The sequence below is a fragment of the Nocardia aegles genome (genome assembly GCF_052545135.1).
Genome location: NZ_JBQWRI010000002.1, coordinates 609,559 through 623,339 on the forward strand (window position 1 = coordinate 609,559; position 13,781 = coordinate 623,339).

Consider the following 13,781-nt stretch of genomic DNA (forward strand, 5'->3'; position numbering starts at 1 on the left):
TCGACAGGACACGTCGCGCCTAGAAAGTCGGCCAAACCCTGCATCGCTTCGGCCAACCGGGACGCCGGCACGGTTGAATGGGGATCGGTATCCGAATAGACACCGAAACAGGAGGTTCGAACGTTTATGGCGATCGACGGTCTCGGACGGTTCGGAGTGTGGCGCGGCTACCGGGGGTTCAGCCCCGAAGACGCCGCCGAACTCGAGAAGCTCGGGTACAGCGCGCTGTGGCTCGGCGGATCTCTGCCCGCTGATCTGCCGGTGGTCGAGTCCTTGCTGGAGGCGACGGACACCCTGACCGTCGCGACCAGCATTGTGAACATCTGGACGGCCCCGGCGAACGCCGTCGCCGAATCGTTCCATCGGATCGAACAGCGCTTCGCGGGTCGTTTCCTGCTCGGTATCGGCGCGGGTCATCCGGAGGCCGACAAGCCGTATCAGAAACCCTACGACGCGCTGGTGCGCTACCTCGACGCGCTCGACGAGGCAGGAGTGCCGAAGGATCGGATGGCGCTGGCGGCCCTCGGGCCGAAGGTGCTCGAACTGGCGCGCACACGCACCGCGGGCGCGCTGCCGTATCTGGCCCCGCCGGAGCACACCGCTCGGGCACGCAAGATCCTCGGCTCCGCCCTCCTGGTCGCGGAACAGAAACTTGTGCTCGACGACGACCCACAGCGGGCCCGCGAGGTCGGCAGGCAGGCGGTGGATGTGTATCTCGGCCTGCGCAACTACGTGTCGAACCTGCGGCGGCTCGGCTTCTCCGAAGACGATACGACCAAACCGGGCAGTGACCGTCTCATCGATGTGCTCGCAGTGCACGGAAGCCCGGTCGAGGTCACCGGGCAACTGGTCGAGCATCTGAAGGCGGGCGCCGATCACGTCGCGCTCCAGGCGTTGGGCGAGGACTATCTCGGCTCGCTGCGCCAACTCGCTCCGCTGCTGACAGCAGCCGACTGAGTCACACCTGGGGCGATTCGGCAGCACCGCGCCCGCTGGATCCAGCGAGCAGCTGCCGGACCGTCCCGAGCGCCGAGCCCCGCTCGCAGCGGATCAGTAGTACACCGGACCGGGAACACCACCACCCGCGGCGATGGCGTCGCCGGTGATGGCGATGCTGCGCGGCGAGGCGAGAAAGGTGACCACGTCGGCGACTTCCGTGACATCGATGACCCGACGCAGCGTGTTGCGCGCGAGGTCGGCTTCGAGGTCGGCGATCGTTCGGCCGGATTGTTCGGCGGCGGCGGTCAACCGGTCGGTGAGGCGTTCGGTTCTGGTGAGGCCGGGATGAACGACGGTGACATTGACGCCCGCCGGGCCGAGTTCGTCGGCCAGATTCTTCGTCAGCGCGGACACGCTGATGTTCCGGATGGTCTGCGCGATGGAATTCGCCTGGCGCGCGCCGAGTCCGCTGATGTTGATAATCCTGCCCCACCGCTGTCGGACCAGGTGGGGTGCGACGGCGCGGGCCGTGCGCAGGTAGCCCAGCACCTTGATCTCGATCTCGCGCCGCACGGTGTCGTCGTCGGTTCCGGCCAGATCACTGCTCGCTCCCGCGCTCCACGGGGTGGCAGCGGAATTCACCAAGATGTCGACGCCGCCCAGTTCGGTGACGGTGCGCTCCACCAGCGCGCGTACCTGTTCGTCGTCACCGGTGTCGGTCGCGACCGCGATCACGCGCCGCCCGGTCTCCTCGGAGAGTGCGCGCGCCGCCGCCGCGAGCGGTTCGGCGGTACGCGCGGCGATCACCACGTCCACACCTTCGTTCGCCAACCCGCGAGCGACCGCGTAGCCGATGCCCTTACTGCCGCCGGTCACGATCGCACGTTTGCCGTCCAGATCCAGATTCACCAGGCCTACGCTAACCAGCCCGCCGATTCCGGTAACCGATCTCGATCGACGTGATCGGAACATCGCGCCGACCCGGCCGGTGAACCCGGTGCCGATTCCGGCTCGCCTCGGGCGCGGCGAAGCTCAGCTGTTGCCGTAGACCCGGTCCGGCGAGAGCAGCACCACCGCCCGACGCTCGGCGGCCATCACCCTGTCGTACTCGTCCCAATCCTCGTGCACACCACCGGCCGCGGTGAACACCTCACGCAGCAGCAGACGCAACCGCTCGGCGTCGACGCCGGGGGCCGGGTCGTCGGGGCCCGCGATCCACACCGGTCCCTCGGCAGCGCACCATTGCCAACCGACCCGGACCACGATCGTGGCACGCGCCCGCGTCCGCAGGTTGTCCAGTTTGCGCACACCGCCGCGCACCACCATGCCGACGACGTCGGCACCGGTCTCGGGATGTCGCAACACGCCGGCGTTGACCAGAGACGACTGGATCGTGTGGTCGGCGCGCAGGGTGGAGACGACACAGAGTCCGTGGTCGCCTGCGATCAGCCGGGCGAAGTCCGCGAGATCGGTCACGCCGAAAGTCTACGTACCCGAATCGGCGCGGACAGCGCGCATCGGCGAGTGCGCCGGTCGCGTCCAGCCGCCGCGCTCGGCCCGGCACCCGCGACTTCCCCGGCACACACCGGTCGCGGGCGTGGCGCGCACATCGCCGTCGAGGTTCCCGCACGTGCCGCCGGGGTGGCGGCGACCGGTGCTACCGTCGATCCGATCTGCTCATCCGCGGTTGCGCCGACAGCTGGAGTTGTCCGGTCCAGCTATCGGTTTCGTGTGCGATCACCTCGTTGACCCGGTAGGAGAAATCCCGCAGCAGTCCCATTCTGCGATCTATCTCCCCAGTGGAATTCGCGGGCGCGCGCGAGACGGACGCCCACTCGAGTTGGAAGTCGCACAGCATCGCGTTGATCGACTGCGCGCTGCGGATGTCGCGCGCCCAGGCCGTGGAGACGCCGAAGAATCGGTCGCATGCCACGCTTCCGGCGGCGCAGGCGAGCAGGATGTATCCCCAGCTCGGGTCGATGGCGCGGACTCCGGCGGTGGTCAGTAGGGGCACCAGGACTCCGAGTAGGCCGAGCACGATCATCGCCGCGGTGAGCGCTACGCTGGCTCGCCGCTTCGTCAGACCGTCCCGCGAATACCACTCGCGTGCGTCCATGGCATACGCCTCGACACGTTGGAACAGCCGGGCAAGGGTCTCATCGGAACTCGACCAGTCGGCGGAGCGGAGGTCCAGCGAACGCGGCACTCCGAGGTCCTGCGAGCGATCCCCGCCGATGGGCGATCGGTGCTCTGTCACGGCCCGTACTGTATCTCCCCCTGGCGCGCACGATCACCGTTCGGCTGATTCGCCGGTTGGACGGAGCGACGCCGCAGACCTCATCCAGCGAGCTTGCCCGGACGCTCACCCGCCTACTATTTCCTTTGTGTCACAACAGCATTCAACGTCACGCCCGGTTGACACTCCCCCAGAGCGCGCCGCGCCGACGAGTTTGGACACCGCCGATCGACGAAAGTTGCGACTTAGTAACGGATTCCGTACGGACGGCTTCCCTTGCCGATCATCGGCCGCATCCGTCGGCACTACCGGAAGTACCCGGCGACCGTGCCGAATCACTCTGCGCTCCAAGCCTTTCGATACCAGCATTCGAACCGGCCGATCGGTTGCGCCGAGCGCTGTCCTCAGGAGCTCGCGCGGTCGCGTATCTTGTCGAGTCTGTCGGCGTAGAAGTGGACGCGACCACAGCGCAGGCACACCAGAGCGATCAGCTCTGATACGGGGCGGCCACCGCTGCGGTGCACCAGATACATCTCCATCGAGCCGGCGACCTCGACCCGTTCACCCCCGCAGTCGGGACACGGCGTCGACGGTGGCGTCACCCGTTCGGGCTCGCGTTTCTTCGAGAACATGACAGCGAGAGGTATCACGTTCGGACGCTCCTCGCCACGCACTCCGTCCGGACCGCCCCTGCGAGCAGGCCCTCGCGGCGACCGGCCGGGCCGGCCGCGCATCCGCGCCGCGCGGCACACGCGTGGGTGGCGAGACGCGGGATTCAGGCAGGCACACCTCGCGTTCCGCTGACGCCTCACCCATCTCGGGTGGCAGAGCGGCGTCGAGCCCATCCGAGCAGCCCGGCGGCACCGGGCCGGCCGTCGCGTCGGCAGCTTTCGGACGATTTCGCGGCGGACGGCCGCCAGGGACTGCACGATGCTGAAAGTAATCGGCCGAGCGGACCTTCGGCCCTACGGGCACCACCCATACAGCGGGCACAGTCTTGCCAGATGAGTCGGTGGGGCGAGCGCAGTGGAGGATGGGATGTCGCTGGTGTCGGAGGCGTGGTCGTCGACGTCGTTCCCGGAAGTCGCCGTGTTCGCCGCAGGCCGGGTGCCGGCCCTCGAGCGGGAACGCTTCGCCGGTACCGTCGGCCGGCTGCTGCGACGGTACCCTGTCGCGGGCAGAGCCCGCCTCCGGATCACCGGACCGGACCGCGACGACGGCCCGATGGTCGTCCAGGTGAATCTGTCCGTCGGCACCACCGCCGCGCGGATCCAGACGCTGGCGCACCGTCGTGGTGACGCGTTGCCGACGGTGATGCGGCTGCAACGGCAGATCACGGCGTTGCAGAAGGCGTGGGAGCCACGGCCGTGGCCGGATCCGGACCGCCGGCCGCTCGACACGCCCGGCCCGGGAGAAGTGGTCCGCCGCAAGACGGTTCCGCTGGTGACCGGCTCGCCGCTCGCGGCGACGGCCATCATGGACGCGATGGATTACGACGCGCATCTGTTCACCGATGCCGAGACCGGCGAGGACGCCATCGTCCACCGTGCCGGCCCGTTCGGGCTGCGGATAGCGCGTCAGCGCAGTGTCCATACGCCGCGCTCCATTGCAGACCGCCCGGGACTGTTCACCATCAACCCCCGTCGGGCACCGGAGCTGACCGAAGCCGGAGCGGTGGAGCGGGTGTGCGACTACAGCTTGCCGTTCCTGTTCTACACCGACTCGGCGTCGGGACGCGGCCGGCTGGTGTATCGCCGCTACGACGGCGGTCTGACGCTCATCACTCCCCTCGTCGGCGGCATCGACACGGCGACCGCCTGAACGAGGTCATTTCCCGGCGTCAGCCGTCCGGCATCGGCCCGGCCGCTATCTATCACCTCCCTCCCGTTCCCAGCAATGCGCACAGAAAGGCAGACATGACGTTGGCGCGTGATCTGACACAGGTGGAGATCCTCACCGAGCTCGAACCTTTCGCGGGTGCCGCGTTGAACCGGCACCTGTCCATGGTCAAGGAGTGGCATCCCCACGACTACGTGCCGTGGGACGAGGGACACAACTTCGCGACGCTCGGTGGGATCGATTGGGAGCCGGAGCAATCCCGGCTGCCGGAGGTGGCGAAGGCGGCGTTGATCACCAACTTGCTCACCGAGGACAACCTTCCGTCCTATCACCGCGAGATCAGTGCCAACTTTTCCCGAGACGGCGCGTGGGGGTCGTGGGTGGGACGATGGACCGCCGAGGAGGCCCGCCACAGCATTGTCCTGCGCGACTACCTCGTCGTCACTCGGGGTGTCGACCCGGTCGCGTTGGAGAACGCCCGTATGGCGCATATGTCCAGCGGATTCGCCGCACCGATGGAAGGAACGGACGGTTTCCTGTACTCGGTGGCGTACGTGTCGTTCCAGGAGCTGGCCACCCGGATCAGCCATCGCAACACGGCGGCCGTCTGCGACGACCCGATCGCCGACCACATGCTGCAACGCATCGCCGCCGACGAGAACCTGCACATGATCTTCTACCGCGGCATGTGCGGCGCCGCTGTGGATCTGGTGCCCGATCAGGCCATCGAAGCGATCGACCTGATCGTGCGCAACTTCCGGATGCCGGGCACCGGCATGCCCGACTTCCGGCGCAACGGCGTCCTCATGGCCAAATACGGCATCTACGATCTGCGCCGGCATCTGGAAGAAGTGCTCCAACCCGTCATCCGGCAGTGGAACCTCTTCGACCGCGATGATTTCGGGCCCCGCGGCGAGCAGGCCCGCGAACGGCTGGCCGCCTTCTTGGACGACCTCCGGGACGTGCGCATTCCCCGGTTCGAGGAGCAACGCGACCGTGCCCTCGCGCGAGAAGCACGCCGGGGTGTCGGCGCCGCGGCGCGCTAGTGCGACCGGGCTGATCCGCGCCGGCGCAACGACCGTCAGCCCACATAGCGACGGGCGGGAGAACGGCGCTGGGATTCTTCCAGCAGAACGAGCCCGGCCTCCACTTGCGGTGGCAGGACTCTTCTTTCGCGCAACACCCACGGCACCCCACGCAGCGTGTCCAGCACGGCCGCCGCGGTCGTCAGGTCGGCCGGAGCCGATCTGAGCACAGCGGCCGTGCGCCGGGCGGCGCTGCGGGCGGGGCGGCGCAACCACAATGTCCACAGCGTGTTCCGGATGCCGAGCCGGCGGCGGTGGGTCGGATCACGGTTGGTGGACGGCTCGTGGTGGATCAGGATGTCCTCCACCCAGCACATCCACCAGCCGTGCGCCGCGAGGTCGAGGGCGAGCAGTTCCTCTTCGCCGCCGAACCACAAACGCCGGGAGAACCCGCCGACTTGCCGGAACGCGCTGACCCGGAAGGCGGACAGCGCCGCCATCACGCCGAGCAGAGCGGGGCCGGGCAGCCAGTCGGGCCCGGCGATCGGTGAGTCGCGCAGTTCCGGCGTGATCGGGTCCTCGCGCAGGTCGGGTGCGACCAGGCAGCGCCCCGTCACCGAACCGAGGCCGGGGTACCGGTCGAGCAGATCGGCGGCGCGGGTCAAGGCGCCCGGCTGCCACCGGGTGTCGTCGTCGCAGAACGCCACGTACGGCGTCACCACCCGCTCGACCGCGATGTTCCTCGCCACCGCGCCGAGGTTGTCCGCCGAGCGGATGAGTTCCACGGACGGGAACGCCGCGGCGACCGCGTCGGCCGTCCCGTCGCTCGACCCGTTGTCGACGAGAACGATCGGAGCCGCGTCGGCGAGCGCGGTCATGTGGGCGAGGGTATGCAGTAGTTGCTCGCGCCGGTTGTGGGTGATGATGACGACCGTCATCCGTTCCGTTGTCATCCGTCACTTCCCTCCATGGGCGAGTTCCAGGGTCCTGGCCCTGCGCTCGATCTCCGGCGGCAGCCTGCGCCGCTGCGCCAGCGCCCTCGGCAGGCGCCGAACGATCCCCGCGAACGCCAGCAACGTTCCCGGGTCCCGCACCGCTCGACACAGCAGGCCCGCGGACTCGGCCGCGCACCGCCGCAGCGGCCGCCGCATCCAGACGATCAACGCGTTGTTGCGCTGTTCGGCCCGTCTGCGCCAGGCCTGCGGCGGTCGCCGCGCCGAGGGGTGGTGGTGGGCGCGCACGTGCGGTATGTAACAGAGGTCCCAGCCGCACGCCGCCATGTCGAGCGACAGCAACCGTTCTTCGGCAGCGAAATGCAACAGTGGGCTGAACCCGGCGGCCTGCAGATACGCCTCCCTCCGCACGATCGCGGCACAGGCGAGGAAGCCCAGGACCATCGGACCCGGCAGGCCGGCGGGATGCCCCAGCGGGCTGGCCGCCATCAGCTCGTTGACGGGGTCGTCACGGTGATCGGCGCCGACGAGCGTGCGCCCCGCGACCAGGCCGAGCCGGGGATGGGCATCCAGCACCCGCTCGGCTTCGCGGAGCGCGTCCTCGGCCCACCACGAGTCGTCGTCGCTGAAGGCGACGTACGGTGTCCGGGCCAGCGCGACGCCCAGGTTGCGCGCCGCCGCGCCGAGATTGCGGGGCAGCCGGACGACACGCACATCGGGGAACGCCCCCGCCGCGCCGACCGTGTCGTCGTCCGAAGCGTTGTCCAGCACCACGATCGGAGGAGGCGGGCGCAGGGCGTGCAACTCGGTCAAGGTGCGAGCCAATTCGGCGGCGCGGTTGCGCGTGGCGATGACGACGGTGGTCTTCGCCACCGCCGGCGCGCTCACGCCGGCCGTCCCGCGAGCAGTTCGTCGAGCAGGTCGCTGGTCAAGGCGTCGGCCGCGGGGAACTCCCGCCGCCGCGCACGTTCGCGCCCCGCCGGTGCCAGGCACCAGCGCCACCACTGGTCGAACGCGCCCGCGTCGGCGGCCCGCTCGGCGGACACCAGCGCAGGCCACTCCAGTGCCTTCGCCTGCGCGGTGACCTTCCCGCCGCCCGCGATGGGATCCACCGCCAGGACCGGGATCCCGGCTCGCAGGCCCAGCACCAAGCCGTGCAGGCGAGTGGTGACCACCGCGTCGAGGCGTGCGAACACCGACGCGAGCTGGTCGGGTGTGCGGCACAGGCGCCAATCGTCGGACGTCAATCTGGTGTCGAGCGGTAGTCGTGCGCAGTCGAGTTCGCGCAGCCAGCGCAGCAACGCGCGATGCACCGATCGGTGCCGACGGGCGACGCCGTATTCGGCCTGGCCCGGGGCGAAGACGACACCCACTACCGGGACGCTCACCGTGGACGCCCCGACCGCCATGTCCGGTCGCGCGATGGACGGACCGTCGCGCGGCAGGATGCGGTGGAATCCGGTGACCGCGGCATCGGCCGGATCCAGGATGGAGACGCCCACCGCGATGCGCCGACAGTTCGCATACCGCTCGTGCAGGAACCGGACCTGCTCACCGTGCACGGGCCCGCACACGAACACGAGGTGTGAATAACGCCGGGAGTCCGCGTCGTCCAGATGCATCGCGTCGGAACGAAACCCCGGGCTCCACGCCGTGTCGTGCGGTATGGCGGCGGATGTCAGAGCGTCGCACACTCGGCTCATGCTCAACACGTCCCCCGCCGTCGCTTCCCCGTGCAGGAAGCTGGGCCACCCGGTGACAAGTACCCGCATGTCTGTGCCCATACCCGCTGTACCCCAGGTCAATCAGCCGCGACAGCGGTGTCTCCACTCCGACCGCGAACATCGAACAGGGAGTTGCCACCATCCTGGCTCGGGGCCGGACACAGGTGCACGACCTTCGTCTGAGTCATCTCGTCCAGCAATTCCGGCCCGTAACCGAAGCCGGATCCGCTGGCCCGCCGTGGGTGCGCCGCTCCGCCGGGCGCCCCACCGAACACCGAGTTGATCTTCACCGTGCCCACCGGCAGTTCCCGCCAGGCGCGCTGGGCGTTGGCCATCGACGGTGTGAGCACGGTGGCCGCGAGCCCGTAGTCGTCGGTCGCGGCCTCCGCGATGCCCTGCTCGAAGGTGTCCACCACCCGCACCGGCGCGACCGCACCGAATGTCTCCTCCCGCATGATGCGCATGGCCGGATCGCACTGTGCCAGCACGGTGGCCGGATAGTGCGCACCGGCGCCTGCCGGCAGCACTCCGCCGGTCAACAGCTCGGCGCCGTGCCCCACCGCGTCGCGAACGTGCGCGTGCACCTGCTGGCGATGACGCCGGTCGACCAGCGGCGCCGGCGTCCACGACTCGGCCTCGGCCACCAGTGCCGCCAGGAACGCCTCCGCGACGTCCCGGTGCACGAAGATCCGTTCGACGGACACACAGATCTGACCAGAGTTGGCGAACGCGCCGAGCGCCGCCTGTCCGGCCGCCCAGACCGGATCCACCCCGGCGTCGATCACGAGCCCGTCGTTGCCGCCGTTCTCCAGCAGGGCCTTCGCGCCCGTGTTCGCGACGCTGCGCGCGATCGACCGTCCCGTGGCCGTGCTGCCGACATGCGCGATGACGTCCACGTCGAGACGTGCGGCCAGCAGCGCGCCGACCCGGCCGTCGCCCTGCACCGTCTGCAGAACTCCCTCCGGAAGCTCGCGGGCCAGCAGCTCGCCGAGCAGAGCACCGGTATGGGGTGCGCGTTCACTCGGCTTGTACACGACTGTGTTTCCGGTGACGAGTGCCGCGCCGAGCACACCGCAGGACACCGCCACGGGGTCGTTCCAGGGCGTCAGCGCGACGACGACGCCGCGGGGTTCCCACACCATGAGGTCGGTCGCTTCGAAAGCTCCTTGCAGGCTTCTGCCCCGATGCAGCGGGCCCAGTTCGGCGTATTGCTCCAGCGTCGCGGCACCGGCCAGCACCCCCTGTCTGCTCTCCGACCGTGGACGCCCGGTTTCGAGCTCGTTGAGTCCGGCCAGTTCGTCGGCGCGCTCGCGCAGCGAGGCGGCGCCGGCGCGCAGTGCGGCGGCCCGCTCGGCGGCAGGTGTTCGCGCCCATGTCCATTGCACGCGATCGGCCAGCCTCACCCGCCGATCGATCTCCGCGCTACCGGTCATGGGCACTGTGCCGACGAGGGCACCGCTGGCGGGATCGACAATCTCGATGGTTTCGGTCGCGCGGCGTTCAGTGGCTGCCGGGGCGGCATCGGGTGCGCTCATATCGCGGCCATTGCCCGGCCACGACAGTTCAAACCGGCCGCGCGACAGCCCCGGACCTGCCGCGATAGCCGAGGGTTCGCTGGCGGGACGCGCCTGCCCAGGTTTGATCCGGCGGTAATAGGCAAGAGCTACCGGCATGGCCGAAAAGACCGGACGGCTCACGGTGCTGCTGTGGCACGTGCACGGCTCGTGGACGACATCGTTCGTGCACGGGCGGCATCGTTATCTGCTGCCGGTGGTGGACGGCGGCGGACCGTGGGGCCGGGGCCGGTGCGGCCGCGACTGGCCGTCCGCCGCGGAGGTGCCCGCGGATCACCTGCACGACATCGAGCCGGATGTGGTCGTCCTCCAGCGCCCGGAGGAAATCGATCTGATCGAGCGATGGCTCGGTCGTCGTCCCGGGGCCGACATCCCCGCGGTCTACGTCGAGCACAACGCGCCGCGCCCCAGCGCTGCCACCACCAGACATCCGCTGGCGGATCGCGCCGATATCCCGCTCGTGCACGTCACGCATTTCAACGATTTGATGTGGGACAGCGGACGGGCGCCCACCCGGGTGGTGCCACACGGAATCGTCGATCCCGGCGCGCTCTACACCGGTGAGCTGCCTCGTGGCGTTGCGCTGATCAACGAGCCGGTGCGGCGCGGAAGGATCACCGGAAGCGATCTGTTGCCCGACTTCGCGATGGCGGGGCCGATCGATGTGTACGGCATCGGAGCCGGCGACTACCCGGCGAACAGGTCGCTCGGACACCCGATCCGCGGTATCGGTGACTTGCGACAGTCGGCACTGCATCCGGAAATGGCACGCAGAAGGGTGTATCTGCACACCGCGCGATGGACCTCGCTCGGGTTGTCGCTGCTGGAAGCCATGCACCTGGGCATGCCGGTGGTGGCCCTCGCCACCACCGAGGCCGTCATGGCAGTACCGCCCGAAGCCGGCGCCGTCTCCACCGACATCGCGGTGCTCACCGCGAAGTTTCACGAATTCCTCCACGAACCCGATCTCGCCGCGCTCGCGGGCAAGTCGGGTCGGCAGTTCGCGCTGGAGCACTACGGCCTCGAGGCTTTCCTGCGCCGGTGGGATGCCCTGCTCGCCGAGGTCACCGAATGAAGGCAAGGTCCCGGACAGAGAAGGCGGAATCATGAAGATCGCGATGGTGTCCGAACACGCCAGCCCGCTCGCCGTGCTGGGCGGCGTCGATGCCGGGGGGCAGAACGTTCATGTCGCCGAACTGTCCGCGGCCCTGTGCAGGCAGGGCCACGAGGTCACCGTCTTCACCCGCCGGGAGGAGGCGGACGCACCGCACACGGTCACCGCCGAACCGGGTTACCGCGTGGTCCACGTCCCGGCCGGTCCTGCCCGTCCCTTGCCGAAGGACGAGCTGCTGCCGCATATGGTCGAATTCGGCGTTTTCCTGCGCGAGCAGTGGCGCGAGCTGCGGCCGGATGTCGTGCACGCGCATTTCTGGATGTCCGGGCTCGCCGCCCTGTCGGGAGCACGGATCGCCGACCTTCCGGTCGTGCAGACGTTTCACGCGCTGGGCGTGGTCAAGCGCAGGCACCAAGGCGCGAACGACACCAGTCCGGCCGACCGGGTGCGCCTCGAACGGCTGATCGCCCAGCAGACCGACCGCATCATCGCCACCTGCACCGACGAAGTGTTCGAACTGGCCAGGATGGGCGTGCCCCGGTCGCGGACCTCGGTGATCCCGTGCGGCGTCGACCTCGAGCAGTTCACACCCGATGGACCGACCGAACCGAAGTCCGCCGAGCACCGGATGATCAGTGTCGGCAGATTGGTGCCCCGCAAAGGTTTCGACACCGCGATCACCGCGCTCACCAGCCTGCACGACACCGAGTTGGTGCTGGTCGGCGGCCCGGACGATACCGAGCTCGCCGACGACCCGGAGGGCAAGCGCCTGTTGGCACTGGCGGACGAGCTCGGCGTGCGGGACCGGCTGCACATGCTGGGCCGGGTGCCGAGGACCCGGATAGCTCCGCTCCTGAGGTCGGCGGACGTGGCCGTGTGCACGCCGTGGTACGAGCCGTTCGGGATGACGCCGCTGGAAGCGATGGCTTGCGGCGTTCCTGTGGTGGCCACCGCGGTCGGCGGCCTCATCGATACGGTCGTCGACGGAGTGACCGGCAGGCTGATCCCCCCACACGAGCCCGCGGAACTGGCCGCCGCGGTCGGCGATCTGCTCACCACGTCGGGGCTCCCTGAGCAGTACGGTCGTGCCGGGCGCGAGCGTGTCGAGACGCGCTATTCGTGGGATCGGATCGCCACGGAGACCCTCCACGCGTACCGCCGCGTGATCGCGCGCGCCGGCGCACGCAACGGAAAGGCGCCCACCGATCGTCGTTCGCTCGACGGCACGGCAAGCAAGCTCTCTCCCGGGCCACCGTCGACCGATCACGGCGTTGCGAGCGGTCGCGGGTAGGCGACGGCATGTTCGAATCCTGCGAACGCGCATTGGTCACCGGCGGGTGCGGCTTCATCGGATCACACCTGTGTGAGCAGTTGCTCGACGCGGGCACCACAGTCGTCGCGCTCGACAACTTCGCCACGTCCACCCCGGACAATGTCGCGCGGCTGCTGGATCGGCCCGGATTCGATCTGGTCCAGCACGACGTCACCGAGCCGCTGCCGACGCTGGGCTTCTTCGACGCCGTCTTCCATCTCGCGTCGGCCGCATCTCCACCGGACTACCTGCGACTACCGCTCGAGACGTTACGAGCAGGCTCCCTCGGCACCGCCAACGCCCTCGACCTGGCCGAACGATATCGAGCTCGGTTCGTGCTCGCGTCGACGAGCGAGGTCTACGGCGATCCGGGGGTCCACCCGCAGCCCGAGCATTACTGGGGTCATGTCAATCCGGTCGGACCGCGCAGCGTCTACGACGAGGCGAAGCGGTATGCCGAAGCGTTCACCATGGCGTTTCGCCGGGAGCGTGGCGCCGACACCGGAATCGCCCGGATCTTCAACACCTACGGACCCCGCATGCGCACCGACGACGGCCGGATGGTGCCCACCTTCATCGCCCAGGCGTTGTCGGACGCACCGCTCACCATCGCGGGAACCGGCGAGCAGACCCGCTCGCTGTGTTATGTCGAAGACACCGTCCGCGGTCTGCTCGCCCTCGCCTCGACCGATCATCCCGGGCCGGTCAACCTCGGTAATCCGCACGAGATCTCCGTACGCGGCCTCGCCGAGGAGATCCGATCGGCGATCGGCAGCCGTTCCATCCTGACGTATGTCGACAGCGCCATCGATGATCCGAAACGGCGCTGCCCGGACATCTCACTGGCCCGGAACGCATTGGGCTGGTGGCCGTTGGTCGACCGGGAGGAGGGACTGCGCCGCACAATCGCTTGGTTCGCCGGGCGCACGGCCGAGTCGGCCGAAGAGCCCGTGCGCTGAACCGCGCCCGACGGCGATTCGGTTTAGTCGAGATTTCAGCGGGTAGCGCCCCCTTGTACCAGCGGGTGAAACCGACAGGTCCCGCGCGTCTCGAACCGCGTCTCGA

14 protein-coding genes are annotated in these 13,781 nt (G+C 69.0%); 6 read left to right on the top strand and 8 right to left on the bottom strand.

Going from position 1 to position 13,781, the window contains the following annotated elements; genetic code table 11:
* Window positions 1–126: 126 nt before the first annotated feature.
* Window positions 127–957, top strand: coding sequence for an LLM class F420-dependent oxidoreductase (locus ACT89H_RS08055; protein WP_445107880.1), 831 nt, complete (start codon window positions 127–129; stop codon window positions 955–957).
* A gap of 93 nt (window positions 958–1,050) precedes the next feature.
* Here ACT89H_RS08055 and ACT89H_RS08060 read toward each other — a convergent pair whose 3' ends face one another.
* The 4 genes from ACT89H_RS08060 to ACT89H_RS08075 form a co-directional block, all read right to left on the bottom strand.
* Entirely contained in the window at window positions 1,051–1,848 is a 798-nt protein-coding gene (locus tag ACT89H_RS08060; protein WP_445107881.1) for an SDR family NAD(P)-dependent oxidoreductase, read from the bottom strand.
* Between the two features lie 123 nt (window positions 1,849–1,971).
* Complete coding sequence (locus ACT89H_RS08065) at window positions 1,972–2,415, bottom strand: pyridoxamine 5'-phosphate oxidase family protein (RefSeq protein WP_445107882.1); 444 nt, start codon at window positions 2,413–2,415, stop codon at window positions 1,972–1,974.
* A 181-nt stretch (window positions 2,416–2,596) separates the two neighbouring features.
* Window positions 2,597–3,196 carry an SLATT domain-containing protein gene (locus tag ACT89H_RS08070; protein ID WP_445107883.1) on the bottom strand — a complete coding sequence of 200 codons (600 nt, stop codon included), beginning with the start codon at window positions 3,194–3,196 and terminating at the stop codon, window positions 2,597–2,599.
* Between the two features lie 383 nt (window positions 3,197–3,579).
* A complete protein-coding gene (locus tag ACT89H_RS08075) occupies window positions 3,580–3,825 on the bottom strand; it encodes a hypothetical protein (protein WP_445107884.1) in 246 nt (81 codons plus the stop codon).
* 388 nt (window positions 3,826–4,213) lie between these two features.
* Between ACT89H_RS08075 and ACT89H_RS08080 the strand changes: the two genes are divergently transcribed.
* Entirely contained in the window at window positions 4,214–4,996 is a 783-nt protein-coding gene (locus ACT89H_RS08080; RefSeq protein WP_445107885.1) for a sigma 54 modulation/S30EA ribosomal C-terminal domain-containing protein, read from the top strand.
* A 101-nt stretch (window positions 4,997–5,097) separates the two neighbouring features.
* On the top strand, window positions 5,098–6,060 hold the full coding sequence (locus ACT89H_RS08085; protein ID WP_445108256.1) for an acyl-ACP desaturase: 963 nt from the start codon (window positions 5,098–5,100) through the stop codon (window positions 6,058–6,060).
* 35 nt (window positions 6,061–6,095) lie between these two features.
* Here the strand turns inward: ACT89H_RS08085 and ACT89H_RS08090 are convergent, their stop codons facing one another.
* From ACT89H_RS08090 to ACT89H_RS08105, 4 genes are read right to left on the bottom strand one after another with little or no spacing between them, the layout of a single operon-like run.
* Window positions 6,096–6,992: a glycosyltransferase family 2 protein gene (locus tag ACT89H_RS08090; RefSeq protein ID WP_445107886.1), complete on the bottom strand. Its 897-nt coding sequence runs from the start codon at window positions 6,990–6,992 to the stop codon at window positions 6,096–6,098.
* Between the two features lie 3 nt (window positions 6,993–6,995).
* Window positions 6,996–7,880: a glycosyltransferase family 2 protein gene (locus ACT89H_RS08095; protein WP_445107887.1), complete on the bottom strand. Its 885-nt coding sequence runs from the start codon at window positions 7,878–7,880 to the stop codon at window positions 6,996–6,998.
* The gene (locus tag ACT89H_RS08100) at window positions 7,877–8,776 is read right to left on the bottom strand and encodes a polysaccharide pyruvyl transferase family protein (protein ID WP_445107888.1); all 900 of its coding nucleotides are present in this window, start codon (window positions 8,774–8,776) and stop codon (window positions 7,877–7,879) included. The genes ACT89H_RS08095 and ACT89H_RS08100 overlap by 4 nt, the downstream gene beginning before the upstream one ends.
* 17 nt (window positions 8,777–8,793) lie before the next feature.
* Window positions 8,794–10,251, bottom strand: coding sequence for an aldehyde dehydrogenase family protein (locus ACT89H_RS08105; RefSeq protein WP_445107889.1), 1,458 nt, complete (start codon window positions 10,249–10,251; stop codon window positions 8,794–8,796).
* A 136-nt stretch (window positions 10,252–10,387) separates the two neighbouring features.
* Here ACT89H_RS08105 and ACT89H_RS08110 point away from each other — a divergent pair, with 136 nt between their 5' ends.
* Genes ACT89H_RS08110 through ACT89H_RS08120 form a run of 3 tightly spaced genes read left to right on the top strand, consistent with a single transcriptional unit; the run spans window position 10,388 to window position 13,675 of the window.
* Entirely contained in the window at window positions 10,388–11,365 is a 978-nt protein-coding gene (locus ACT89H_RS08110) for a glycosyltransferase (protein ID WP_445107890.1), read from the top strand.
* Between the two features lie 31 nt (window positions 11,366–11,396).
* Window positions 11,397–12,695 (top strand): glycosyltransferase, encoded by a 1,299-nt coding sequence (locus ACT89H_RS08115; protein WP_445107891.1) that lies wholly within the window; start codon window positions 11,397–11,399, stop codon window positions 12,693–12,695.
* Between the two features lie 8 nt (window positions 12,696–12,703).
* Complete coding sequence (locus ACT89H_RS08120; RefSeq protein ID WP_445107892.1) at window positions 12,704–13,675, top strand: NAD-dependent epimerase/dehydratase family protein; 972 nt, start codon at window positions 12,704–12,706, stop codon at window positions 13,673–13,675.
* The last annotated feature ends 106 nt before the right edge of the window (window positions 13,676–13,781 follow it).

Coding starts and splice junctions, on each gene's coding strand:
- ACT89H_RS08105 (WP_445107889.1), bottom strand. CDS start 10,251: ATGAGCGCACCCGATGCCGCCCCGGCAGCCACTGAACGCCGCGCGACC.
- ACT89H_RS08110 (WP_445107890.1), top strand. CDS start 10,388: ATGGCCGAAAAGACCGGACGGCTCACGGTGCTGCTGTGGCACGTGCAC.
- ACT89H_RS08055 (WP_445107880.1), top strand. CDS start 127: ATGGCGATCGACGGTCTCGGACGGTTCGGAGTGTGGCGCGGCTACCGG.
- ACT89H_RS08090 (WP_445107886.1), bottom strand. CDS start 6,992: ATGACAACGGAACGGATGACGGTCGTCATCATCACCCACAACCGGCGC.
- ACT89H_RS08080 (WP_445107885.1), top strand. CDS start 4,214: ATGTCGCTGGTGTCGGAGGCGTGGTCGTCGACGTCGTTCCCGGAAGTC.
- ACT89H_RS08115 (WP_445107891.1), top strand. CDS start 11,397: ATGAAGATCGCGATGGTGTCCGAACACGCCAGCCCGCTCGCCGTGCTG.
- ACT89H_RS08120 (WP_445107892.1), top strand. CDS start 12,704: ATGTTCGAATCCTGCGAACGCGCATTGGTCACCGGCGGGTGCGGCTTC.
- ACT89H_RS08100 (WP_445107888.1), bottom strand. CDS start 8,776: ATGGGCACAGACATGCGGGTACTTGTCACCGGGTGGCCCAGCTTCCTG.